Annotated in this window: 21 protein-coding genes, 2 tRNA genes and 1 CRISPR repeat array; of the genes, 17 read left to right on the top strand and 6 right to left on the bottom strand. The window is 38.3% G+C overall.

From position 1 onward, the window contains the following. Positions 1-22 precede the first annotated feature (22 nt). Entirely contained in the window at positions 23-955 is a 933-nt protein-coding gene (rbsK, locus tag YK48G_RS06815) for a ribokinase (RefSeq protein ID WP_203629960.1), read from the bottom strand. Positions 956-1,276: 321 nt separating this feature from the next. Here rbsK (YK48G_RS06815) and YK48G_RS06810 point away from each other — a divergent pair, with 321 nt between their 5' ends. Next, positions 1,277-1,462 (top strand): hypothetical protein, encoded by a 186-nt coding sequence (locus tag YK48G_RS06810; protein ID WP_203629959.1) that lies wholly within the window; start codon positions 1,277-1,279, stop codon positions 1,460-1,462. A gap of 465 nt (positions 1,463-1,927) precedes the next feature. On the opposite strand, the gene YK48G_RS06805 is transcribed toward YK48G_RS06810, so the two are convergent. Together YK48G_RS06805 and YK48G_RS06800 are read right to left on the bottom strand one after the other, a co-directional pair. Further along, positions 1,928-2,023, bottom strand: coding sequence for a type I toxin-antitoxin system Fst family toxin (locus YK48G_RS06805; RefSeq protein ID WP_232365307.1), 96 nt, complete (start codon positions 2,021-2,023; stop codon positions 1,928-1,930). 275 nt (positions 2,024-2,298) lie between these two features. Next, positions 2,299-2,604, bottom strand: coding sequence for a hypothetical protein (locus tag YK48G_RS06800; RefSeq protein ID WP_203629958.1), 306 nt, complete (start codon positions 2,602-2,604; stop codon positions 2,299-2,301). 566 nt (positions 2,605-3,170) lie between these two features. Between YK48G_RS06800 and YK48G_RS06795 the strand changes: the two genes are divergently transcribed. From YK48G_RS06795 to gltX, 6 genes are all read left to right on the top strand, one after another. Continuing rightward, a tRNA-Glu gene (locus tag YK48G_RS06795) sits at positions 3,171-3,242 on the top strand. 11 nt (positions 3,243-3,253) lie between these two features. Next, positions 3,254-3,325: transfer RNA gene (locus tag YK48G_RS06790), tRNA-Gln, on the top strand. Positions 3,326-3,597: 272 nt separating this feature from the next. After that, positions 3,598-4,176, top strand: coding sequence for a TetR/AcrR family transcriptional regulator C-terminal domain-containing protein (locus tag YK48G_RS06785; RefSeq protein ID WP_232365316.1), 579 nt, complete (start codon positions 3,598-3,600; stop codon positions 4,174-4,176). A gap of 263 nt (positions 4,177-4,439) precedes the next feature. Next, a complete protein-coding gene (locus YK48G_RS06780) occupies positions 4,440-5,966 on the top strand; it encodes an amino acid permease (protein WP_203629956.1) in 1,527 nt (508 codons plus the stop codon). A gap of 65 nt (positions 5,967-6,031) precedes the next feature. Continuing rightward, entirely contained in the window at positions 6,032-7,480 is a 1,449-nt protein-coding gene (gene gad, locus YK48G_RS06775) for a glutamate decarboxylase (RefSeq protein ID WP_203629955.1), read from the top strand. A 32-nt stretch (positions 7,481-7,512) separates the two neighbouring features. After that, complete coding sequence (gene gltX / locus YK48G_RS06770; RefSeq protein ID WP_203629954.1) at positions 7,513-9,021, top strand: glutamate--tRNA ligase; 1,509 nt, start codon at positions 7,513-7,515, stop codon at positions 9,019-9,021. 57 nt (positions 9,022-9,078) lie between these two features. Here the strand turns inward: gltX and YK48G_RS06765 are convergent, their stop codons facing one another. Further along, entirely contained in the window at positions 9,079-9,954 is an 876-nt protein-coding gene (locus YK48G_RS06765; RefSeq protein WP_203629953.1) for a hypothetical protein, read from the bottom strand. A gap of 386 nt (positions 9,955-10,340) precedes the next feature. Between YK48G_RS06765 and YK48G_RS06760 the strand changes: the two genes are divergently transcribed. The 10 genes from YK48G_RS06760 (at position 10,341) to YK48G_RS06715 (ending at position 21,366) form a co-directional block, all read left to right on the top strand. Further along, on the top strand, positions 10,341-10,922 hold the full coding sequence (locus tag YK48G_RS06760; RefSeq protein ID WP_203630094.1) for a TIGR01440 family protein: 582 nt from the start codon (positions 10,341-10,343) through the stop codon (positions 10,920-10,922). A gap of 49 nt (positions 10,923-10,971) precedes the next feature. Beyond that, positions 10,972-11,484 (top strand): ECF transporter S component, encoded by a 513-nt coding sequence (locus YK48G_RS06755; protein ID WP_203629952.1) that lies wholly within the window; start codon positions 10,972-10,974, stop codon positions 11,482-11,484. A gap of 306 nt (positions 11,485-11,790) precedes the next feature. Further along, on the top strand, positions 11,791-12,213 hold the full coding sequence (locus YK48G_RS06750; protein WP_203629951.1) for an RbsD/FucU family protein: 423 nt from the start codon (positions 11,791-11,793) through the stop codon (positions 12,211-12,213). Positions 12,214-12,299: 86 nt separating this feature from the next. After that, on the top strand, positions 12,300-12,722 hold the full coding sequence (locus YK48G_RS06745) for an RbsD/FucU domain-containing protein (RefSeq protein ID WP_203629950.1): 423 nt from the start codon (positions 12,300-12,302) through the stop codon (positions 12,720-12,722). A gap of 17 nt (positions 12,723-12,739) precedes the next feature. Continuing rightward, a complete protein-coding gene (locus YK48G_RS06740) occupies positions 12,740-13,351 on the top strand; it encodes a KpsF/GutQ family sugar-phosphate isomerase (RefSeq protein WP_203629949.1) in 612 nt (203 codons plus the stop codon). 32 nt (positions 13,352-13,383) lie between these two features. Continuing rightward, on the top strand, positions 13,384-14,319 hold the full coding sequence (gene rbsK, locus YK48G_RS06735; RefSeq protein WP_232365306.1) for a ribokinase: 936 nt from the start codon (positions 13,384-13,386) through the stop codon (positions 14,317-14,319). A gap of 40 nt (positions 14,320-14,359) precedes the next feature. Beyond that, positions 14,360-15,679: an L-fucose:H+ symporter permease gene (gene fucP / locus YK48G_RS06730; protein ID WP_203629948.1), complete on the top strand. Its 1,320-nt coding sequence runs from the start codon at positions 14,360-14,362 to the stop codon at positions 15,677-15,679. A gap of 158 nt (positions 15,680-15,837) precedes the next feature. After that, on the top strand, positions 15,838-18,222 hold the full coding sequence (locus tag YK48G_RS06725) for a phosphoketolase family protein (RefSeq protein WP_203629947.1): 2,385 nt from the start codon (positions 15,838-15,840) through the stop codon (positions 18,220-18,222). 657 nt (positions 18,223-18,879) lie between these two features. Continuing rightward, on the top strand, positions 18,880-19,911 hold the full coding sequence (locus YK48G_RS06720) for a LacI family DNA-binding transcriptional regulator (protein WP_203629946.1): 1,032 nt from the start codon (positions 18,880-18,882) through the stop codon (positions 19,909-19,911). A 378-nt stretch (positions 19,912-20,289) separates the two neighbouring features. Further along, positions 20,290-21,366, top strand: a complete 1,077-nt coding sequence (locus YK48G_RS06715) for a M24 family metallopeptidase (RefSeq protein ID WP_232365305.1) — start codon at positions 20,290-20,292, stop codon at positions 21,364-21,366. Positions 21,367-21,660: 294 nt separating this feature from the next. Continuing rightward, positions 21,661-22,237: direct repeats of the CRISPR family, unit length 28 nt; unit sequence GTATTCCCCACGTATGTGGGGGTGATCC. 361 nt (positions 22,238-22,598) lie between these two features. Here the strand turns inward: YK48G_RS06715 and YK48G_RS06710 are convergent. Then, positions 22,599-22,988, bottom strand: coding sequence for a tautomerase family protein (locus tag YK48G_RS06710; RefSeq protein WP_203629944.1), 390 nt, complete (start codon positions 22,986-22,988; stop codon positions 22,599-22,601). A 258-nt stretch (positions 22,989-23,246) separates the two neighbouring features. Beyond that, positions 23,247-25,460 (bottom strand): amidase family protein, encoded by a 2,214-nt coding sequence (locus YK48G_RS06705; RefSeq protein ID WP_232365304.1) that lies wholly within the window; start codon positions 25,458-25,460, stop codon positions 23,247-23,249. Between the last annotated feature and the right edge of the window lie 225 nt (positions 25,461-25,685).

The following is a 25,685-nucleotide window of genomic DNA, read 5'->3' as shown; positions in this document are numbered from 1 at the left end:
ACACTAATTTTTAATTGTAAAGTTATGATGCAGATTCTTTTTCGGCAACTAAAACTTCTTCCAACTTGGGAATTGAAGGTTGGGCGCCAAGTCGTTGAACCGTTAGTGAACTTGCATGTTCGGCAAACTTAATTGCTGAAACGATGTTTGAAAAGTCAGGTGCAATTTGAGAGACAAATGCGCCAATAAAGGTATCCCCAGCAGCGGTGGTGTCGACGGCCTTGACCTTATAAGCAGGAATCAGATCATGACCCGCTTCAGTTGAATAAAATGCGCCTTTGTCACCTACCGTGATGATTAAGTTAGGAACCCCCATCTTCTGGAATTGAGCCGCAGTTTGAATCATTGACGCTTCATCCGTAATCTTGATACCAGTAATTGAGGCACTTTCAAGTTCGTTCGGGACAATGATGTCCGTTAACTGAAGAAGAGCCGGATCAATTGCTTTAGCCGGAGCAGGAGCTGGATTTAAAACCGTGGTCACGCCATTGGCTTTGGCAATTTTAAATGCGGTAATTGCGGCTGCTTGCGGGGTTTCGAATTGAGCCACAATGAAGTCAGAATTCTTAATGATGGGTTCTGCTTTTTGAACATCACGATCTGTTAAGGCCTGGTTAGCACCACCATACACAAGGATGCAATTTTGACCCGCCTCATCTAGCATGATGTTAGCAGTTCCAGTGCCAACGCTTTCATTTTGGCTAACATAAGTGCCATCAATATGATCAGCTTCCAATGAATCAAGCATAAATTTGCCTGCCGAATCATTTCCAATTTGACCAATAAAAGCAGTTTGAGCACCTTCACGAGCCGCAGCGACAGCTTGATTAGCGCCCTTGCCGCCGGCCGCGTTACTCTTTTCTTTCACCTGAACCGTCTCGCCAGGTTGCGGGAAACTTTTAATCCTAAACGATGTGTCGACGTTTAGGCTTCCTAGTACCGTTACCTTATTCACTAAAGACCACTTCCTTATCTAAAACTTAGTATGAATTATTAAAAATAAGCTGAAACGTTTTACTAAACCGTTTTACAAGTCAATAATCTATCACAATCTGGAATCGCTTTCAAGTGTTGTGTTGATTTTTTTTAGTGGTAGTGGGTGGGAAATGCCGTGGTTGCTTGGGTTATGGGGAGAACATTATTTTCATAAAATTGTTGGATAAGGGATTTTTGAGAAAAAATATTCTAAATTAAAGCTTGAAAGTTAAACCATCCGAGGCAGAGATTTTTGTCTCAGCCTCTTGAGTAAGCTAAGATTTAGAAAGGAGGAATTTTGGTGGATCAATCTAAACTGGACTTTTTAAAACAAGCTGCTTTCTTACTGAATATTGATAAGCAAGTAAATTATTATATTTATGAGAAAAAACCAAAGTTTGTATTTGAATTTAAGCAAGCAAAATCTTTAAATTTGACCATTTTCAATAATAACGATTATCACTCACCCTTATTTGAGTGTGATTAATCTTTTAGGACAATGTCAGGCGAGCTTTACTGTATTTCCAATATTTAAAAACGAACATGAATTTGAACGCCTCACAATTGAAGTAACCGATTTAACGTCAGTCTGAGATAGTAGCGAGAAGGCAACTGAATTTAAAGACGTATAGAAAGATGGCCTTTTGCTGCTCAAAACTTGAAAAAGCACTTGGTATAATATAGTCAAAGTGCAAAGAAGTTCCGAATATATGAACACCTCCTAACTGATGCGAGGTAGGCGACTTAACAAGTCGTATCATGGTTAAGATTCTTTGCTGCTATTTGTTGAAGCGCTGTGGAGTGAATGGTATACTATATTTGAAATCCAAGAAAATCATTTAACTGCCTACCACCGCTAAGGTAAGCAGTTTTTTTGTGCCCAAAAAAGAGTAGCTCCGCTAAAAGCTACTCCAGCAAATCGCTAGTTATTTAGATGTGCCATGAGGGGATATCAGCGCTTGTTAAGCCAGTAGGCAAAACACGTTATGATTAATCCGACCAAGATCGGAAGAATCAAGTTAGCCAATATGAAATCCAAGAAAATCACTTCCTTTCGGGTATCCAGCCCCTCGCAAGCCCCGGAAGGTAAATAACCAGCCCTTTAAGTATAGCAAAAAGACTAAGGCTTTACTCTGCGGTTGATATATATCCAAAAGTAAGCCTTAGCTCTTTTTATTGATGCAATTGACGTCAATTAAACATGCACACTGTTGCTATGTTGTCCGTCTTCTCGCTGCTATTTATGTATTGGGTTTAATATAGCTGACACTTCAAATTAAATAGATTTGGCTTTATTGTTGTTCATTCCTGTACTTAATTTCTTTAAAAAGATAAATTCCTAGGTAAACTACCGTAAAGAGTAAATAGAATAATTGTAGCAATCATTTTAAGCCTTGTTCTGTACCATTTTTCGCTATTAGTCCGATGATTAAGATTATCCCAATAATTTTCGAGGCTTTCAAACCCAGCGAGATTGATTATCGATAGTCCGAGAATGATTGCAGACAGGATTCCAGTTGCTAAGTTTAAAACAGAAATAAAAACCAAGGCTAAACTAGTAGTCCAGCAAAGTAAAAAGAGTAATGTTGCAGGGCCGATGTGATTTTTTGATTCAGCATCTTTTTTCACATTAAAACTCCTTAATTGTTTTGATTTGATGCAAGGTTAGATGCTTCCCTTTGGTTACTGTTGCTCAAACGAAACCAACTGTAGAAATCAATGAATTCTAGTAATGTTAATGATAACATATTTAAATTATCATGAAATACTCCTAATTGTAGAGAATGAATTATAAAATTAAGGCATCTGTTCCAGGTGGAATTTGGTTTGACGTTAATTATATAACTGCTGGAGTTGCAGCAGCTGGTGGACTTGTTTCATTAGCATCTGAGGTAGTTCTCAATGCAGTAACCGGATGGCAATGGCAATAATTGCGAGGTGATGCTAACATGTCAAAACAGAAGATAGCGTTAATATTATTCTGTTCTATCGTGCTATTGGTCAATGCAGTACTAAACTACACATTTGGACATGTCAGAACCGCAATAACTAGTGTTGTTTTTATTCCGGTGTTAATCTTTTTTATTGCACTACGTGTTAATAAGTAAAAAAATACTTTTTACTATACAAAAGTCAGAATCTGTATAGTGCGTGAACAACTATTATATTGCATAATGTCTTTGTAGAGAGTTGTTGGCTCGTTGGTCAAGTGGTTAAGACACTTCCCTTTCACGGCAGTATCATGGGTTCGAATCCCGTACGGGCCATTATTTAATTTTGGGTTATAGCCAAGTGGTAAGGCAACGGGTTTTGATCCCGTTATGCGTTGGTTCGAATCCAGCTAACCCAAGTAGTAAGGCACGATTAAAAACTAATATCGTTAATTTGCAAAATAGCTGTTTTTTCTCTGGATATAAATTAGTTTCAATAACTTAACGAACAATTTGGATGCTTTAATTTAAATCTGATAAGTATTTAAACGATAGTGACATGATTAGTAATGATGTAATACTTCAATAAAGGTAATTTAAATCGTGTGAATTTGAAAGCGCTTTAATTTATGGTGAGATTAATAATCGGCATAACTACAAACGAGTGAAAAGAGTGGTTATCGTGGATTCAATGGCTAAACAGGAATTGAGCTCATCTTTAATCGACTTGGTTACAAAGATGTCCTTTGATGATATTTCAGTGAAATTAATTGTTTCAAAAACATCTTATAATAGGCAAACTTTTTATTATCATTTCCAAGATAAATTTGACTGTCTTCAGTATGCCCTTTCAGGTCTTGCAAACCAACTGACATTAGATATGAATTATGAAAGCTGGCAAGAATGCTATTTAAAGATTTTTAGATATATCGATGTGAACAGAGAGTTCATGCAACACATTGTTGGTTCCCAAGCATATTCATTATTTACGGACTTTGTACTGCAATCTATTGATCTAATGCTTCGCGGGGTTTTGAATTTAATTCAAGGAGATACATCATCTAGAAAGGCCAAAGAGCAACCGTGGAAATTGTTTGAGTATGGTTTGCAGGGAATTATCATTAACTGGTTTATGGGTGGATTAAGAGAGAATCCCGAATTACTTGTTAATGATCTACTTGATATTGATTTACAGCACTTGATGATGTTACTTGGCATCGATTCAAATAATACGGTGCATAATAGCAAGCATATTCAAAATGCACTTTAAGTTATTTAGACAGTGCTGCATTGAACAATAAGCGATGTAAAGCTGGATAGTTTATTTTTTTATTAAGTTAATAATACTATACACGTACATTTACATTCATTTGTATAGGAGTCATACAAATCCGATGATTTGTATATTTTAAAAAGTTTACTTTTGACTTATGCTCATCGTGTAACTAAGGAAGATAACTTAGTTTGGTAGCTAAATGTAATGGCCATACATTTAATAAAGTTGGTTTTGAACTTGAAAGGAGATGTATTAAATTGCAAAAAGATGAAGTTGAATTGCAGGCTGAAACCATTAAGGAAGCCAACAGAATCAATGGATTTCAGTTGTTTTCCATGACAACTTCTATGGTAATGACAGTCTATGGATTTGCTGCATTTGCAAAACAAGGTCCGACGGCTCTGTTTTTTCTGTTCTTAGCTGGAATATTGTGGTTTATTCCTGTAACTAAAGCAGCAGGGGAAATGGCTTCAATTGATGGATGGAGCAAGGGCGGTATATTTACATGGGCAAGGAATATGCTTGGTGAAAAGACTGGTTGGGCAGCATTATTTTACCAATGGATTCACATTACTGTTGGTATGAATACAATGATGTACTTCATTATTGGATGTCTTTCAATTAGTATTAATTTACCAATTATAAATAACAATCCCTTTGTAAAATTTGGATTGATGATGATAATCTTGTGGGGATTAATACTTATTCAACAAAGAGGTACAAAAATCACCGGTAGAATTGCACAATGGTGCTTTACTCTTGGGGTTATTATTCCAGTGTTTTTCTTACTCGGAATTTTCATTATCTATCTAGCACAAGGGAATCCAATGCTTATTAATATTAATTTTAAGACGATACTTCCTAGTAGCTGGAGTGGGGACGTGTTAGTTGGATTCGTTCCATTTATATTAGCATTTGCAGGGGCTGAAGGATCAGCACCTCATGTTAAAGATTTGGAAAATCCAAGGGTATATCCAAAAGTAATGTTAGCATTGGCAATTTGCGCGATCTTTTCTGATATTGTTGGGAGTATGGCAATTGCGGGAACGATCCCTAATAATAATATTCAGTTAAGTACTGGTATCGTTTATGCATATGGAGCGTTAGTCCAGAGGTTTGGTATTAGTGTTGTGTTTGTTGAGAAGCTTAGTGGATTACTGTTAGCAATTGGTGTACTTGGTGAAATAAGTAGTTGGGTGGTTGGACCAAATGCTGGCATGTTTGAGGCTGCGAAATCTGGTTTCTTACCTCCAAAGTTTTCTAAAGCAAATAAGTACGGTATTGAAACTAACGTTATGATTTTACAAGGAATAATTGTATCCATAATGGGAGCTTTACTAACGTTTGGCGCCGGTGGCAACAAAGCAAATTTGTCGTTTCAGACCGCAATGAGTTTAACGGTTGCACTATATACATTGATGTATATGTTGCTCTTCGTTAGTTACCTTGTATTGCAAATAAAGCATAATGACTTAGAACGTCCCTATGTAGCATCTCAAAGTAAAATAATGAGACTCATTTATGGCGGATTAGGATTTATACTTTCAGCGTTTGGTTTTTTAGTAACCTTCTTCCCACCTAAAGATATGGTTCCAACAGCAAAACGTACTTATTTAATCTTGCTGTTAGTTGGGTTTGTGCTTGTATTCTTTGTCCCGTTTATTCTCTACAGATATCACAAGCGTTGGGCAAATGAGTTAGGCCTTCCTTCTGAGGAAACGGTTGCTGGTTCGACATACGCCGCTGATGGTGATAGAGAAATTGTAAAAAATAAGAGTCATTAACTTAGCATAGATCGTGAAAAAAGGAGGAAACTATCTTACCTGACAAGTAGGATGGTAAATACGTTATGAATGAAAAAATAGATAGTAAAGTTATTGATGAAATTGGACTAGAACAAAACTTTTTGGGAAGTATTGAAGCTGGGAAGTCACTTCCAACGGAAGAATTACCGGAACACCCTATGCCAGCAAATATTGCGGAACAGTTAGTCCAGCATTATCGATTAAACGAAGCTAAAGCTAATCAGAATCTCGCAACTTTTTGTACAACTCAAATGGAACCTGAAGCTGAAAAATTAATGACAGATGCACTAAACACGAATGCTATTGATAAATCGGAATATCCTAAAACTGCTGCTATGGAAAATTATTGTGTAAGTATGCTTGCACATTTGTGGGGAATTCCGAAGTCCGAAAAACTATATAAGGATTTTATTGGCACTTCTACAGTTGGGTCATCAGAGGGGTGCATGCTTGGTGGGCTGTCATTACTATTAAGCTGGAAACACCGGGCAGAAAAAGCGGGGTTTGACACGGACGACTTGCACCATCATTTACCAAACTTAGTTATTATGTCAGGGTATCAAGTTGTTTGGGAAAAATTTTGTATTTATTGGAATGTTGAACTTCGTCAAGTTCCGATTGATCAAAGGCATATGTCAATGGACATGGATCATGTTATGGATTATGTAGATGAAAATACAATTGGCATTATCGGTATTGAAGGAATTACCTATACAGGAGCAGTTGATGATATCCAAAAATTAGACCGACTAGTATCAGAGTACAATAAGACTGCTACTTTGCCAATTCGAATTCATGTTGATGGTGCTTTTGGTGCGCTATTTGCACCGTTTGTTGACGGTTTTGAACCTTGGGATTTTCGTTTGAAGAATGTTGTTTCAATTAATGTTTCTGGTCATAAATACGGTATGGTATACCCAGGCGTTGGCTGGATTGTCTGGAGAAACAATACAGAGGACGTTCTTCCAAAAGAAATGAGATTTTCAGTTCCATATCTTGGGAAAACCGTTGACTCAATCGCTATTAACTTTTCGCACAGTGGTGCACATATTGTTGGCCAATACTACAATTTTGTTCGTTTTGGAATGGCGGGGTACCAGGCAATTATGAATAATGTTCGTAGCATTTCTCTAAAGATTACTGATGAGTTAAATAAATTTGAGATTTTTGAGGTTCTTAATGATGGAAGTCGATTACCAATTAACTGTTGGAAACTCGCTGATGATGCAAATGTTAGTTGGACTTTGTATGATTTAGAAGGAGAATTAGCTAAGTATGGTTGGCAAGTACCGGCATATCCACTTCCGAAGAATCGTCAAGATACAACGATAAGCCGGATTGTTGTGCGTCCTTCGATGACGATGACAATTTTAGATGACTTCCTTGAGGATCTTAAAATGGCAGTTCATAATCTTAACAAAGTGCATGGCGATACTGAATTAGAATATAATATTCCATCATCGTCTGATTCCACGGCAGTAAGTAATAGTTAAGATGAATATCAGAACGAGAGAAGTGTCAGAATATGAACAGTAAGAAGGTTAGAGTAAGATATGCACCAAGTCCTACTGGATTTTTGCATATTGGAAATGCGCAATCAGCATTATTTAACTATTTATTTGCAGAACACTTTCATGGAACGATGGTATTGAGAATTGAAGATACTGATATGAAGCGAAATGTCCCTCATGGTGAAGACAGCCAAATAGAAAATTTACACTGGTTGGGTATTGATTGGGATGAAGGACCTGATAAACCCAATCCTAAATACGCACCTTATCATCAATCTCAAAGAGTAGCATTGTATCACAAGTATATTCAGCAGCTACTTCATGATGGTCGTGCATATAAAGATTACACGACCGAAGACGAACTAAAGATAATGCGAGAAGAACAGCGTAAAAATGGAGAGCCTCCTCATTACAATGGACGCTGGTATGGTAGAAGTGTGGAAGATCAGCAAAATGCTGAAAAACAAGGATTAAAGCCAGATGTTCGGTTGCATTTGCCAGAGAATCATGTTTATGCGTGGAATGATATTGTTAAGGGAAATGTTCAGTTTAATTCTGATAATATGGGTGGTGATTTTATTATTGAGAAGAGTAATGGAATGCCAACATATAATTTTGCTGTCGTGATAGATGATTATTTAATGGACATTACGCATGTACTTCGCGGTGATGATCATATTGCTAATACTCCTAAACAAATTGCTGTATATGAGGGTCTTGGTATTACGCCACCAAAATTTGGGCACATCACGCTAATTTATAATCCTAAAACTGGAAAAAAATTAAGCAAACGTGACAAAGAAACTTTACAATTTATCAGCCAGTATAGGGCTCAAGGATATTTGAGTGAGGCAATATTTAACTTTATTGCATTCTTAGGATGGTCACCAGTTGGAGAAAAAGAATTATATAGTAAGCCAGAACTAATTAAAGCATACGATCCCGATCGAATGTCTAGGTCGCCAGCATTTTTTGACCAGAGCAAATTGGATTGGATGAACTCACAATATATAAAAAATTCAAGCATATCTACTTTAACCAATAGGATTCTTGACTTAATAAATGAAGGAGAATCTGATATCGCTGTGAAACTTCAAACGGTGGAATTGCCTAACTTGGAAGAATTTATTTGGCATGTTACGGAAATTTATCAACGCGAAGTCTATAAATTAACAGATATAATGCAAAAAGTATATTTCTTTGCAAATATTGAGAAGCAAACGTTTAATTATTGTCAATTTAATAAATTTCCACCTGAAACCGTTCAATCGATTTTAATGGATTTTAAAAAGGAAGTATTAGCTGAAAAAAATACTGAGGATATCAATTTTAATGAGATTATCAAATTAGTCGGAGATCATACAGGAGAATCTGGTAAGCAGCTTTATTTTCCAATGAATATCGCTTTTACTGGGCAAACAAACGTTCCAAGAATTGGAAGTGTGCTTAAACTATACTCCATTAGTACTATAATTAACTTAGTAAATAAGGCATTGAGCCGTGACAGTACAAAAAATCGATAGTCGAAAAAAGGGTCGAGACAAATTTTTTGTCATGGCCCTTTTTGTCATTATTAACGATTAACGTTTCATAACTTTGGATGCTTCTGAAGGATTTACAAGTGCCCAAGTATATGGAAAATAGCTTCTCCAAATCTCGGTAGTAAACGCCGCTTCAAAAGATTCAATTTGAGGAGAATCAATTCTAACTGGTCTCAATATATCAGCGATCAATTCTAGCCCAACGGTTGAAAATGCAGTTATCTGAAGCTCACCATTTTCATCTATTGAATTCATCATGGTATGTCCGTTCAGCATCGCAAACACATCTTTTTCTATTTCGTTTAAAGCCATTCTTTGCTGCATTAAATATATATTCCATTCAGTTTCGTTAGGAATATAAAGAGAAAAGTAATAGTCCAACAAAAAATTAACATAAGTTCCAGCAAAGGATCCGGATGGTGTATAACCATAGTTATTTGGACGGTTATAAACTGAAACATTATTAAACAAATCGCGGATTGTTTGGAATGGATTAGGTTCATTCGAATACATGGAGATAAAACCCATTTGACGTTTATAAAGATTAATAGCATCCTGCGATTTAAGAGAACGAACGGCTGAAACATTTAAAGAATAGTCTACTTTATCGATAAAGCGAATTTTATGATCAGTTCCTAAGCCATGATTTCTCAGTTGACTAACATTGTTTGCAAATTCTCTAAAGCAATCATTTCTACTCGATATCGTTGGAAGCTTATCATTATCTTTTTCCCAAGTAATGAATTGTTTTCCAATATTATTATTTTTGGGGGAGAAATGGGCAATGCGATCTAATCCAAGCTGTTTCGGCGTTTTTCTTCTTTCAAGGCTACGGGAGTGATGACTTTCATGATTTACGTGCCTAAAAAATGAGTCATTAAAAAAAGTTGTGCTTAAATTAAAATCATCAAGCATTGGATTTTTCCTCCTTAACTAAGACTGTGATCAAATAATTAATAGAACTACTTATACCATAGACATTGTATCAAAAGCAAGTGTAATACGTGTTTGTCCCATCCATAGGTGGGGTTAGAGAAGTTACTAGTTATATTGAATGGCAATAAGGTTGATAGATAACGAAGAGTTGCTATTGATTAATAATTAGATGAATTGGGGATCTCTGATCTAAATTAAGAATATCATGTCAGTGTATCCTCAACAACTACGAATGTTTGAGTGATACAAGTATTTGAAAACGTAGATTTAAGAATATTAAGAATGATCAGGATTCAGTTAGTGAGATGAGGGTTGCTAAAATACCAGCTGAATGACAAATTGGTGGATGAGAAAGTGTGAGAAATATGTATCTGGACGAAATACAACAAGATTTGCAGAATGTGTTAATGGATTACTTTCAAGTTGTGAAGTTTCCTAAGGATAGTATATTTGTTGTGGGATGTAGCACTAGCGAGATCTTGGGTAGATGGAAGGGAACTAATTCCAGTCTAAAAGTTGGGTTCATGGTATTTGATACGATTAGAAATATTTTAAAAGAAAGAAATATTAATATTGCTATCCAAGGGTGCGAACACATAAATAGAGCTTTATTAGTTGAACGAAAGGTAGCTGAACAAAATAATTTAGAATTTGTTTCTGTAGTTCCATCCATCCATGCGGGTGGTGGAACCCAAATTGCAGGCTATGAACGAATGAATGATCCCGTTGAGGTTGAGCATATTGAAGCGTTTGGAGGAATAGATATTGGCGGAACAGAAATTGGAATGCACATCAAATTTGTACAAATACCCATTCGAACGATGCACAATAACGTTGGTGAAGCTAAAGCAGTTTTACTAAGTTCAAGGCCAAAGCTAATTGGTGGGGTACGTGCACGTTATGACTTTTCTGCAGAAAATGAGTGTGAGCATACTCTGAAAAAGTGAGTGTACAGTTATAAATATATGCAGAACAGTGTTTTGAGAGGGAATTAAAATGAACCGCAAGAATATTGAAAGTAAAATAGGAAATAATATTCATAAACTAGTCTTGGTGGCAATGTTTATTGCAGTTACAGTTACAATTAGTCGCCTTTTTATTATTCCTGTTCCAATGACCCACGGTAATGTGAATTTATGCGATGCAGGAATTTTCATTAGTGCGTTACTGTTAGGATCAAAATTTGGAGCAATTATCGGTGGCTTTAGCGGATTCCTGCTTGATTTGGTTTCAGGATATGGCCAATATATGTGGTTCTCACTAATTATTCATGGCTTAGAAGGCTTGATCGTTGGATTAATTGCCGGAAGGGAATCTAATAGGAAAATAATTGAATTTATCTCTTTAATTGCCGGAATTCTAATGATGGTTATGGGATATTTTTTTGCAGATTCAATTCTGTATAATATTTATACAGGTTTTATTGGAGTTGGAACCAATTTAATTCAGGGTGGCATCGGTTCGGTAATTGCCTATTTAATTACACCAAGGCTGAAGGCACGCATTTGATGTACTATCTCTAATTACATGTAATTAGTAGTGGCTAGTAAGTGTCGGTTTTAGTATATTTCTTATTGTTCTAACTAAAGCAGATCGTTACCAGTCACTATTTATTTTTACTATGTCATTAAATGATTCTGCATTCAATAACTATGGTTATTGACATTAAACGGTATTTCAAAAGCTTTACCTTGCTATTTTTTCTGGTTATCTTTTGAAGAATTCCACAAATCTATTGACAGCGCTTACGTAATGTTTTAACATTACTACTGTTCAATAGAAAACGTTTTCTATAAAAATTTAGGAGGTTTTTTTATGTTAACGACGAACTTATTACACCCAGCTATCTTACGAGCACTTGCAAATTGTGGTCATGGAGACAAGATTTTGATTACAGATGGAAACTATCCATTGGACTCTGATACAAACGAGAATACCGAAAAAATTTATCTTGCTTTAAAGCCTGGTTTGCCAAAAGTAACTGATGTTTTGGAATCATTAAATTCTCAAATTAATTTTGAAAAAGCTGAAGTGATGACACCTGGAGAAGGCGATCAGCCGGCGATTTATAATGAATTTGAAAATATTTTAGGGATGAAAGGTTTAACTAAACTAGGTCGTCAGGAATTTTATGATGCATGCAAAAAGTCGACTAATTTGAAATTAGGGATTAATACGGGTGAAACGCGAGTCTTTGCTAATATTTTGCTCACAGTGGCCCCTGCAACAAACGATTAACGATGAGTCAGGAAGTTTAAAAGGAAAACGTTTTTTATTATTCATTTTAGAAAACGATTTCTATAAATAAAGGAGAAATGTGAACTATGCTAACTACAAATTTATTACATCCAGCTATTTTACGCGCACTTGCTAATTGCGGTCATGGAGACAAAATCTTGATTACGGATGGAAATTATCCGTTGGATTCAGATGTTAACGAAAGAACTGAAAAAGTATACCTTGGTCTAAAACCGGGATTGCCAAAGGTTACTGATGTACTAGAATCACTGAATTCTCAAATTAATTTTGAAAAAGCTGAGGTGATGACACCAGGAGAAGGTGAACAACCAGCAATTTATACGGAGTTTGAAAAGATTCTTGGGACGCAAGATTTAACCAAATTAGGGAGGCAAGAATTTTACGATGCCTGTAAAAAATCGACCAACCTTAAGCTGGGGATCAACACAGGCGAAACACGAGTATTTGCCAATGTCTTATTGACCGTTGCACCTGCAACAAATGATTAATCAAAGGAGGTCCAACTATGAATTCAGTTTCGATTATGCACCGAGTAATAGAGGATGAAATTGCCGCGGTTAAGAATGTTGAAGATAGACTTCAGGTTAATGAAAAACAATACAACCAAGTTATTGATGAGATATTGAACCTAAAAGGCCGGCTGATCTTTACAGGTGTTGGTAAATCCGGTCATATTGGTGAAAAGTTAGCAGCAACCTTTGCCAGTACTGGGACCCCATCATTCTTTATGCATGCGACCGAAGCAATGCATGGAGATCTTGGTATGGTTACTAAAGATGACTTAGTAATAGATATTTCTAATTCCGGGGAAACAAAAGAAGCGATTAATCCAATTGATCCGATTCACCGAATTGGAGCGCGGATTATTGGGATGACCGGGAATAAAGAATCTACATTGGCTCAAAAAAGCGATTATTTACTTGAAGTGGCGGTTAATGGGGAAGCTGATCAGTTTAATTTAGCACCCACTAAAAGCTCCACGGCTGTCTTAGTAGTAGGCGATGCAATTGCATTGGCGGTATCAGAAGAGAAACATTTTACAGAAGTTCAGTTTGGCATGTTTCATCCCGGTGGTGCACTGGGGCAACGGCTGCTAAAAGAGGGATTAATTAAGTAATAGTGTTTTTTGATTTAAAGAAAAGGGTGACAATGATGAAAAAAATCTTAGTTATTGGCAGTTTCATGACTGATTTGGTTGTTAAATCCGATAAATTTACAGAAGAAGGCGAAACGATTATTGGTAAATCCTTTGGCCAATTCACAGGTGGTAAAGGTGCTAATCAAGCTGTTGCAGCGGCACGACTTGGCGGCAATGTTGAAATGCTGGGAGAACTTGGGAATGATTCATTTGGTAAAGATCAAATCAAGTCACTAGACGATAACAACATTAAACATGACCATGTATTGTTTACCGATAAGGCAAGTTCAGGAATTGGTAATCCGCAGCTTGACGCAACTGGTCATAACAGAATTGTTGTTGTCCCAGGTGCTAACTACGAATTTACGCCTGCTGATCTTGATAAGTTGGAAGATGTTGTTCGAACGACCGATATTATCATTTTACAATTGGAAATTCCACTGGAGACGGTGTATGAAGCTATTAAATTGGGCAATAAGTATGATAAAACAATTATTCTAAATCCGGCACCGGCTGCCAAACTCGATCCCAAAATTGCCCCAATGGTTACTTATATGACGCCTAATGAACACGAAGCAGAACTGATTACGGGTGTGAAGACGGGTACTGATGCTGGCATTCGAAAAGCAGCTGACGCGTTGTTAAATCAGGGATATAAGAATGTTCTAATCACAATTGGTGAAAAGGGCAGCTATTTTAAGAACGCTGAAACAGAATTAAGCATTCCGGCATTTAAGGTATCTGCGATGGATACAACGGCCGCAGGAGATTCGTATATTGGTGCGTTTGCCTATGGATTGGCAAATGGCGTTTCTATAGAAGACTCTTTGCATTATGCAGCTGCCGCAGCTGCAATTGCTGTAACCAAGATGGGGGCCCAGCCCTCCTTACCAACTAAAAAAGAAGTTGACGAGTTCTTAGAGAAACATAATGTAGCACAGGGTTAATGGCGTTATTAGTATAGATAAGAAAAGGTGGAAGTATAATATGAAGAATGCAAACTGGGTGGAGGAACCTGATGGGTATTTGAATCGAACACCAATCTGGCAGTTTATATTAGTTACGATTCTATTTGCTCTTTGGGCGATTGCTGCGAGTCTAAATGATATTTTAATTACACAATTTAAAGCTGTCTTTAATTTGAGTGACTTTTCAACAGCTTTTGTTCAAAGTGCATTTTACGGAGGGTACTTCGTAATTGCAATTCCCGCATCAATGTTTATCAAAAAGAATAGTTACAAGCTTGGCATTATTGCCGGGCTAGCAGCGTTTTCTCTTGGTTGTTTCTTGTTTTTCCCGGCTTCAAGATTAGTAACGTACCAAATCTTCTTGTTTGCGATTTTTATTGAAGCAGTTGGATTAAGCTTTTTGGAAACATCTGCTGATCCGTATAGCTCGATTTTGGGACCACGAAAATCTGCAACTGTTCGTTTGAATATTAGTCAGACAATGAATGCGGTCGGTGACATTATTGGCATTCTTTTAGGAAAATATTTGATTTTTACAGATGGCAATCTAAAAGAAGAAATGTCGCGAATGAGTAAAAGTGCAGCGGTTGAATTTGGCAAGGAACAATTGGGTCGAACGTTGGAGCCTTATAAATACGTTTTGATTGTTTTAGTTATTATGATCATACTTTTTGCAGTTACTAAGTTCCCTACAGGAAAGCCAAAGGTTAAAGAGGGGGAAAAACAGGCTACATTTGGTGAGGCGATGGGTTACCTTATTCATAATCATAGATACTGGCATGGTGTTGGCGCTCAGTTCCTATATATGGGCGTTCAAACCGGTGTTTGGTCGTTTACGATGCGTCTAGCACTTGATATGTTCCCTAGTTTTAATGAACGTTTTGTGGCAAACTTCATGCTCTATAGTTATATTTGCTTCTTCATTGGCCGGTTTGTTGCCAGCTACTTACTTTCGAAATTGCCAGAGACCTGGGTTTTACTTGCCTATTCTTTGCTGGGAACCCTGATGATCGTTTATACAACATTTGTACCAAACATTACGGCAATCTACGCGGCTGCTGGCGTTAGCGCTTTGATGGGGCCATGTTGGCCAACGATCTTTGCCCGAACACTTGAGACGGTCGAAGACAAACGATTCACCGAAACTTCTAGTGCGTTTATCGTTATGGCAATTGTTGGTGGTGCGGTATTACCCGCTTTCCAAGGGCTACTTTCGGATGCAACTAATATGCAATTGTCATTTATCTTGCCGGCAATTGAATTTGCTCTAGTTGGTCTATATTTCTTCTCCGAATTAAAACATGATACGCATCCTATGGCAAATAAGTCGAATAGTTAATTGAGAAAGTACCGGAATTAAGACTAGGTATTGATACTTGTTGTTAAATAAATAAATTTAGCAATTATAGAAATCGATACCATAAAATTCAAAACTCTGTTATAATACTACTCGATGTAAAGAAAAGGATATTAATATTGAAAGAAGGACTTAATTCTATGGCTGTTGATTACGATTCGACACAATACCTTGAGTTAACCGATAAGTATTGGCGGACTGCAAATTATCTATCAGTAGGTCAGCTATTTCTCAGAGACAACCCACTCTTAAAGCGGGACTTAATTTCTACCGATGTAAAAATTAAACCAATTGGGCATTGGGGAACAATTGTTGGTCAAAACTTTATCTATGCGCATCTCAATCGAATTATTAATAAATATGATTTGAATATGTTCTATATTGAAGGTTCAGGTCATGGCGGGCAAGTGATGGTTTCTAATTCATATATAGATGGCAGTTACACTGAGATTTATCCCAATATCACTCAGGATGAAAGCGGTTTGCAAAAACTTTTTAAGCAATTTTCATTCCCAGGTGGGGTTGCTTCTCATGCTGCACCAGAAACACCAGGTTCAATCCACGAAGGTGGCGAACTTGGTTACTCACTTTCACATGGTACCGGTGCAATCTTAGACAATCCAGATGTAATCGCTGCTGTTGAAATTGGTGATGGTGAAGCCGAAACAGGTCCGCTAGCTACTTCGTGGTTTTCCGATAAGTTTATTAACCCAATCAAGGATGGAGCCGTTTTGCCAATTCTTAATTTGAATGGGTATAAGATTTCTAATCCAACCATCCTTTCTCGAATGAGTGATGAAGATTTAACAAGTTACTTTAAAGGAATGGGCTGGGACCCATATTTTGTTGAAGTTACGGCTGACACTGATCATATGGAAGCTCATAAGCAAATGGCTCAGGTGATGGATACAGTTATTGAGAAAATCAAACAAATTCAGAAAAATGCTCGTGAAAATAATGATAATGCCTTACCAACATGGCCAATGATTATCTTCCGTTCACCTAAAGGCTGGACTGGTCCTAAGAAGGATCTTGATGGCAACCCAATCGAAGGTTCATTCCGTGCTCACCAAGTTCCAATTCCTGTTGCCGCAGGTTCAATGGAACATAAAGACTTATTAATTGACTGGTTGAAGTCATACAAGCCAGAAGAATTGTTTGACGAAAACGGCACATTGAAGCCAGAAATTCGTGAACTCGCTCCTAAGGGCGACAAGCGGATGTCCGTCAACCCAATCACTAACGGTGGAATTAAGCCAGAGCCACTTAAGTTACCTAAGATTGATGACTTTGAATTCAAATTTGAAAACCGCGGGGTTACCCAAGCTCAAGATATGCTTGAGTGGTCTAAATGGCTTAAAGCAGTTTCAAATCTGAATCCGACTAATTTCCGTGCGTTTGGGCCTGATGAAACTAAATCTAATCGTTTATATGCGTTACTGGATTCTAAAAAACGCCAATGGATGGAAGACGTTGATGATCCATATGATGAAAATCTTGCACCACAAGGGCGGATTATTGACTCACAACTTTCAGAACACCAAGCAGAAGGTTGGCTTGAAGGCTATGTCTTGACTGGTCGTCATGGCTTCTTTGCAACGTATGAATCATTTGGACGGATTGTCGATTCAATGCTGACTCAACATTTTAAGTGGATGCGTAAAGCATCGGAGCAATATTGGCGTCACGATTATCCATCGTTAAATGTGATTAATACTTCAACCGTCTTCCAGCAAGATCACAATGGCTATACCCACCAAGATCCAGGTATGCTTACTCACTTAGCTGAGAAGAAGCCTGAATTCATCCGTGAGTATTTGCCAGCTGATGCTAACGAATTGTTAGCTGTTGGTGATTCTGCATTCAGAACTTACGAAAAGATTAACTTAATCGTTACTTCAAAGCACCCACGTCGTCAATGGTACACTATGGATGAAGCTCAAAACCTTGTTAAGAACGGTCTTGGCTACATCGATTGGGCATCAACTGACCAAGGTCAAGAACCAGATGTTGTCTTTGCTGCTGCAGGTTCAGAACCTAACTTGGAAGCATTGGCTGCAATCTCAATCTTGAACAAAGAATTCCCAGAAATGAAGATTCGTTACATCAACGTGGTTGATCTATTGAAGCTTCGTTCACCTAAGGTTGACCCTCGTGGCTTGAGTGATGAAGAATTTGACAACTTGTTTACGACTGACAAGCCAGTTATCTTCGCATTCCACGGCTTTGAAGGCTTGATCAAGGACATCTTCTTTGATCGTCACAACCATAACTTGCACGTTCATGGCTACCGTGAAAATGGTGATATCACTACACCATTCGACATGCGGGTCTTGAACCAGTTGGATCGTTTCGACTTGGCTAAGGAAGCTGTTCAAGATATTCCAGCATACTCAGTTAAGGGCAGTTACTTCATCCAACGCATGAACGACAAAGTTAGTGAGCACAATCGTTATATCCGAGACACCGGCACCGATCTTCCGGAAGTGACTGAATGGCAATGGGAGGCTTTAAAAACCAAATAAAAGTATTCTGTGTGATTGATATGCAAAAGTATATGAGCTTAAAAAGCTTGGTTCTGTTTTAGCGGAATCAAGTTTTTTTACGTAAAGGATAGCAGCATATTATTTATTAATTATCATCATGGTAGACAGAAATGATATCTTTTTTAATCTGCTTCTAAGAGCAGCTGTTTATATTGTTCTAATACTGGAGGGTGACTAACCAATCGGATTGGAAGTTTACTTGCTTTAAATCAGAGACTGATTTACGGTCAATGAATGGAAAGAAATGAGAGTGTTAATTAATAATTGGTATGGTAGCTTTCCGATTAATAAATTGTATTAAGATAAAATAGACTATCTCTGTAAATATGAAGATTATAAGGAATAATGAGTTTAGCCGGCCCTTTGAGAGGCAGCTTGATTGGAAAATATAAAAAATAAGATAGTATAATGATAGATATTTGCAAAGCATTGAATTAATCGAATTGTTTTTTAGTTGAATGACATTATTGGTTAAGTTAGTGGCGTTATAAGAAACGTTGGCTGTAAAGTCAAAATAATGTTAGTAATATAGTATATATAAGTTATAAGTAAAATTTCTGAAGTAAAAATAGAGGCTGACGAAGCAAATTTAATAGCCCCAATTATTTAAAAAAGAATATCAGGAGGTTGGGTGGTATGAAAAGAGCCACAATTAGTGATGTATCAAGAATGTCTGGAGTTTCAATTTCTACGGTTTCGAGAGTTTTAAATGGTAATTATCCGGTAAAAAAAGAGACCAAAGAAAAGGTCCTCAAGGTTATTAAGGAACTTCACTTTAATCGTAGTAATAGTGCGAGAAACTTACGAACAAATAAGTCTAATTTAGTGGCTTTAGTTGTAGCGGATATTAATAATTCATACTACTCACAAATTGCCAAATTAATTGATGATGAATTGTTTGATCAAAATTATAACTTGCTAGTTTGCAATACCGATGATTCTGTTCATAAAGAAACTAAGCTAATTCATGTATTAATTGAAAAAGGCGTCGATGCAATGGCAATTTCATCAACATCATTGAATCCCAAAAACGTTAAAGAAGCTATGAATGCTGGCATCCATGTCGTATTACTGGATCGGGACCTTGGCGTTAAGGGTGCACCATTTGTTGGTAATGCAAATTTTGATGAGGCTAAAGCTCTAACCGAGTACTTAGTTAGAAAAGGACATGAGAATATTGCTTTTGTGTCTGGGACTAAAGGATCAGTAACTTCACGTGATCGATTCTTTGGTTATCGGGCTGCTCTGATTGAAAACAATCTAGTTTCTAGAGAAGAAGGCGTAATTCCCGCCGATTATCGCCAAGAGATCGCTTATCAGCGGGTTAAGGAATTTTTGAAGAAAAACAGTCAGTCAGGGGATCCTTATACGGCTATTTTTAGTGCAAATAATTTAATGACAATAGGAGTTATTCAAGCAGCTAACGAAATGGGATTACGGATTCCTGAAGACATATCGGTGGTATCATTTGGCCAATTAGATGCACAAGAAATCATTTCTCCAAAAGTAACCTGCATTAAGCAGGATATCAGGAGAATTGCAATTGAATCTCGCAAAAAGCTTATTTCATTAGCTGATGGGAGTGGTGAAGAAGTTAAGAGTACAGTCGTTCCTGGTAAATTAGTAGTTGGAGATTCTGTGTTGGATTTGTCGAAGAACAAGTCTTAGAGGTTTATTATGAGTTTGAAATAGGGATATAGAGAATAGATCAAATAGTAGTCCTGTAGAATTTGGTGGTTTGCACTAGTTTTATCGGATTTTTAGCTGCCCTTTGACATGATAGCTGCACTTTGCAGTCCTATCCCAAAGCATCTTAATTCTTTGTAATCTTGTGCAAAACTATTGTAATCTCTTTCAAAGAAACGTTGAAAGCTTGCGGAAAATTCGGATAAATTGGTTATAGTTTATGATTTTTTTAATAAGATAGAGTTAAAATAATTACACATAGCTCCCATTTTAGAAGAATCTTAAGTAAGAAAGATTATTTATTGATTGACTATATTATTGAATATTAGCTAAATGCAAATATTGAAAGGGGTCCCTATCTTGATTACCATTAATCGCATCGAAAAGTTACGCCAGCAGTTCCAGCAATTACACATCGATAGTTTTATTGTGACCAACTCATTTAATTTATTGTATCTAGTTGGGTTTGACGGCCTGCCAGGTGATGGCTGCCTAGTTGTGACTGCCACTGGACAAACGATGATCACTGATGATCGGTACAAAGTTGAACTTGAGCAATCTTTACCTAAAGATATTGAGTTACGCATCACCCGCAATTACTACGATGTGGCTAATGACGTTCTCAAAGCAGCTGGTGGCCAGCAAATTGGTATTGAAACTTCAGTTAGTTTAGCGTTGGCTCATCAATTGAAAAGCAAGCTTGCCGGCCAGTTAGTTGAAACGACCAATGTAATCGAGGCCATGCGTCGAAGTAAGGATGCTGATGAAATCGCGGCTTTGCGGAAGTCAACTCAGTTAGCCAGTCAAGCATTTAGTGAGTTGATCCACCAAGTTAGGGTTGGCCAGACTGAGTTAGAAGTGGCCAATTGGCTCAATAATTGGATGCTGACGCACGGTGCTCAAAAGCCCAGTTTTGACACGATTGTTGCTAGCGGTTACCGTTCGGCGTTGCCTCATGGTTTTGCGACAACTAAGCCACTTGAAAAAGGCGACATGGTGACGGTTGATTTTGGCTATTACGTTGATGGGTATACCTCAGATATGACGCGGACATTTGCGTTAGGAGACCCGGGCGATGAACTTCGTCATGTATACGATGTTGTTCATGAAGCCCAGGAAAGAATGTTTAAGATGATTAAGCCTGGCAATAATGGTAAGGTAATTGATGCTGCTGGGCGAGATTATATTGGTGAAATGGGCTTCGGTGATTACTTTAAGCACGGTAGCGGCCATGGTATTGGGTTGGACATTCATGAAACACCCAATTTTGGACCGAGCTACGAATCGAATGTTATTCATGAAAATTATGTGATGACGGTAGAACCTGGTATTTATTTGCCGGGAAAAGGTGGCGTGCGAATTGAAGATGATTTGCTAGTGACTCAAGAGGGTAATGAGCGATTGACTTCAGCGCCACGAACTTTACAGGTAATTTGAAAGATTAGGAGTGTTATGTTCCACGTGAAACTTTTGGGTCGTTCTTGATGAATATTGTGCGGTGCTCAAAAACGCTCTTTCAAGGGAAACTTTGAAAGGGCGCTTTTTGTTTGATGACGTCGGTTTATTGCAAAGATTATTTTAATGCAGAATCAAATTTTAAGGGGTTCGTTTGTGTTAAATAAAGAGTATATTATTAACTAGAAGCAAAGACGATGGGGTTTGATTTTTCAAGTTGATTGAAATTAGTGGTTTGAAGATTTAGTAATGGCTCTATAGCAAGGATTCGTTAGTGTATTCCCCACGTATGTGGGGGTGATCCTAACAAAATTACAACACTAATGATGGCATACAGGTATTCCCCACGTATGTGGGGGTGATCCTTAAAGCAAGGTATTGCAAGGCTTTAGCTTTTCGTATTCCCCACGTATGTGGGGGTGATCCTAAAAATTCCTTCTGATCATCGATTGCCAAATCGTATTCCCCACGTATGTGGGGGTGATCCTTCATGCTACAATGCACTTGTTAATTATTCCCCGTATTCCCCACGTATGTGGGGGTGATCCTGAGTGACTTACTAGAAGCGATTGATGCCTGGAGTATTCCCCACGTATGTGGGGGTGATCCTGTCCGCAAATCGGCGTCACTCAATCGCGGTGTGTATTCCCCACGTATGTGGGGGTGATCCCCGAAAGCGCACTTGAGGACGCCAGTGTCACTGGTATTCCCCACGTATGTGGGGGTGATCCTTAATAAGTCAACCGGTTCCGTTGCTAACAGCAGTATTCCCCATGTATGTGGGGGTGATCCTCCCATGCAAGTATTTCCAACCGTAACTGATGCGTATTCCCCACGTGTGTGGGGGCAATCTTATCGAAAGGTGACAGACGAATGCTTAGAGATTTGCTGGATACGGTTTCTTCATGTGTGGGATGTATTCTTTGGCTCATAATTATTGGCGTTGCGCTTACATACGTTGTTAAATTCTTCCTTGCAATCGCATAATAATGTTTCGAGAGATAAAAGACGCTAAGAATTAGTACTGAAGCATCATTTAACCCTTTTAATAGATTTTGAAGTGCAATGTGCAATAGAAAAGTTACCTCCTCAATGTATGTGATTAGCTTACATTAAGGGGGTAACTTTTAATTTGGCTGGTATCAGGCTGAAGTATAACGGTGGTCAGCTATTTGAAATAATACCAACGTTAAAGGCAGCTATAGAAAGTTCTGCTAAAGCTTTCCCGTCAAAAACTGCGCCTCACCATTGCCAAAGCTCCAGTCATCATCATTATTTGGTACTAAACTGACGACAATGTCTTCTTTTCGAATTCCTAATTCAGTATTAAGACGTTCAGTTAGCTGGCGATAGAACGCTTGCTTTGCCTTCGTAGTTCTTGGTCGGGTTACTAAATTGAAAAGAATCACATCCTGGGATCGTCTGATGCCTAATCCGGTATCTAAAATCTGCATTTCAAATGGTTCATGTTGGGTCAAAATTTGGTAGCGGTCGCCTTTGGGGGTCTTGAAGGCTTCGAGTTGGACGTCGTAGGCGATATCAAGCATCTTCTTAAGGTAAGCGTCATCGTGGCCCTTGATGACGTCGATTCTCATGAGTGGCATGAGGGTTCCTCCATTCGATTTCTTAGTGGCTAGTTGTCACTGTTAGTATAGGTCGTTTTGAAGGCTATGGGTGGAGTTTAGCTTAGAGAAGTTTTTACGATCCGAGGCGTCCTTTGTATTGTTAGTCCATTTTGTGAGGCTGTAAAAGTATTTCTGGAATGACGTTAAATGGACAAGACGCAAAAGTTTATTTGATGAATTCAAGTAAGCGACTAAGGCTCAAAATTAATCGATCTTTGAACTTGAGTGATGTAGTAATTATTTATTGACAATGACTAGTTTCTTATTTGCTGAAATGATTCGGCCATTTTGCAACACAAAACGAGTTGTTAAATGATAGGTCACAATTTTTTTGATTTTCAGAACGGTTCCCCGCTGAATATGCTTTGTTTTTCGGGTTAGATCCACGTTCATATACTCATTTAGGCCTTTTGGATTGATAACTTTAATCCAGTTAGGCTTTATTTGATAGTAAGCGCTTCGCGTAAATTGATCGTTGGCCGTTAGATAACCTTGTTTACCGTCATTTTTGGTATGCTCATTGATATCGCGGACTTTGTAACGTAAATAACCGTTGTGATCTCGAATGTAGCCGGTGACTAGAAACATTGGCCGGTTTGGCCGTAACTGCTTGGAATATGTTGCGATCCGATTAGTTTTGGTGAAATTAGCCGATTGATGCAAGTAGACCTTTTTGAGGGTGTAGACCACGATGGGGTGAACTTTTGCATCATTTTTGACAGTAACAGGTGTTTTAGGAATTGGATTAGTATTTGGAGAAACACTAGCTGGGTTAGTTGCAGAACTACTGGTAGTAGAACCCGCAGTTATCGATGCATCGTTATTTGACCCTGGAGCTGGCACTGGCGTTGTGGTCTGATGAGTAAGTTCTTTAAATAGCCCATGTTGCTCAAAAAGCTCACCTATCTTAAGCAAGAGTCGGTCTTGATATTTGCCGGCTTCTAATTGAATTCCTAATGCCATGCCGGCTGGACTCACGTAGGTCGGCAAACTAATTGCCGGTTCGCCAGCCATATTGGCCAGTTGCGTAAAAGGTGTCTTTGAAAGGCCATGCAGCCAAGCATCATAGATGAGTTGCATTTGCTGGTCACTACTCAAGTTACCGCTATTTTTCAATTGTTCGGCGTATTCTGGTAAGACGATTGGATCGTTGTTACTCGGCGCGGTGGTGGCAGTGGTTGGTGTCAAATAGAGTGGGTACTTTTGATGAAACGCGGTCATCTGCTGACTAATTAGGTTCAATTCATTAGTATAGGTGGTTCTAGCATCTGCCGGCAATTTCTTTGATGCTTGATACAAGCCCCACGTCATTGGATTGACTTCATCGAAGGTCATATTCTGCTTGGTATTTGTGCTGATAATATAGTTGGCCGTGGCGCCGCTACTAGTTGCAGCTAAATAGTAGGCTTGCATTAATTTAACGCCATCCACTGGTGCATCAACTTCAACGAGGTTAAATCCTTGAGATTTAAGAAAAGCAACGGCATTTTGAACTGCTTGTACGGCGTCGTCACTCACCGGCGTGCCAACTGGTGATTTTGTGGAATAGGCAATTGGCATGTCCTTCAAGTTAGTTGGCGCTGGCTGAACCTGGTCAGCCATCTTAGGGTTAAGCAGGCTCTCAAACAGGGCATTGGTATCTTGCATTGTCTTAGTTTCCGCAAAATTAACGGCGCCAATTGTCGTGCTATCACCAGTAATAATACCTTGAGTTGGTTTTAAGCCGATTAACCCAGTCCATGAAGCTGGAATTCTAATTGAACCGCCGGCATCATTGCCGCCCGCTAGCGGTACCATGCCATCGGCGGTGCTGGCAACAGCACCACCAGATGAACCACCGGGATTATCATCATGGTTCCACGGATTGCTTGCTGCCCCATAGAGTAGCGAGTTGGTAACATTAAACAATCCCATTTCAGGATAGTTGGTCAAGCCAATAACAATGAAGCCGGCATTTTGAAAGGCCTTAGTTACTGGCATCGTAGCTGAGATGGTGGTTCCTTTGGCTGGCAACAGGCCGTTGGCGTTAGGCCCGCCAGCGATCAGCTGAAGCAGACCTTTAGTTAAAATTGGAACGCCGTAAAATGGCTGACCAGTATCTTTTAGTTGACTGGCTTCGGCAAGGGCCTGTTGTTCGCGGGTGTAGATAACTGAATTTAAAGCGGGATTATCTTCGCTAATGATGTTAAATGCATGGCGGATTAACTCCTGGGGCGTTACTTGACCATTACGTACCATCGCGGCTAATTGACTGGCACTGGCATTGCGATATTGTTCGTCGGTGATTTGGTTAGTTTGGTTTTGATTCTGGGCGTTAGCAGTGATTGTCGGGGTTGTGTCAGCCGAGGTCGGTTGAACAACTTGGCTCTGCGATAATGTTAAGAAGCTGGCCGTCGCAACAATGACGACTAGGAATCTTGAAAATTTAGAAAAAAGTTTGTGATTCCTCAATGTGAATAACCCCCCTTCACAAATGTTAGCGGTGGTTACTATCAATAATTTTAAGCGGTTACAGTGGAAAAGTATAGCAACTGTTATTATAAATGTTTGTGAATTTTTTGTTAATTAAAAGCATGATATAGTCAGTGAAATTTGATTGAAATTTGGCGTGTAAACGTCTCGGTACTCAATGCCACAATTAAGGCGACAAATCAATTACTCTAGATTGAGAGTAAC

The organism is Lentilactobacillus fungorum, assembly GCF_016860605.1.
Classification (GTDB): domain Bacteria; phylum Bacillota; class Bacilli; order Lactobacillales; family Lactobacillaceae; genus Lentilactobacillus; species Lentilactobacillus fungorum.
The sequence above is the reverse complement of the archived record's forward strand: the minus strand, read 5'-3'. Positions and strand labels throughout refer to the sequence as shown.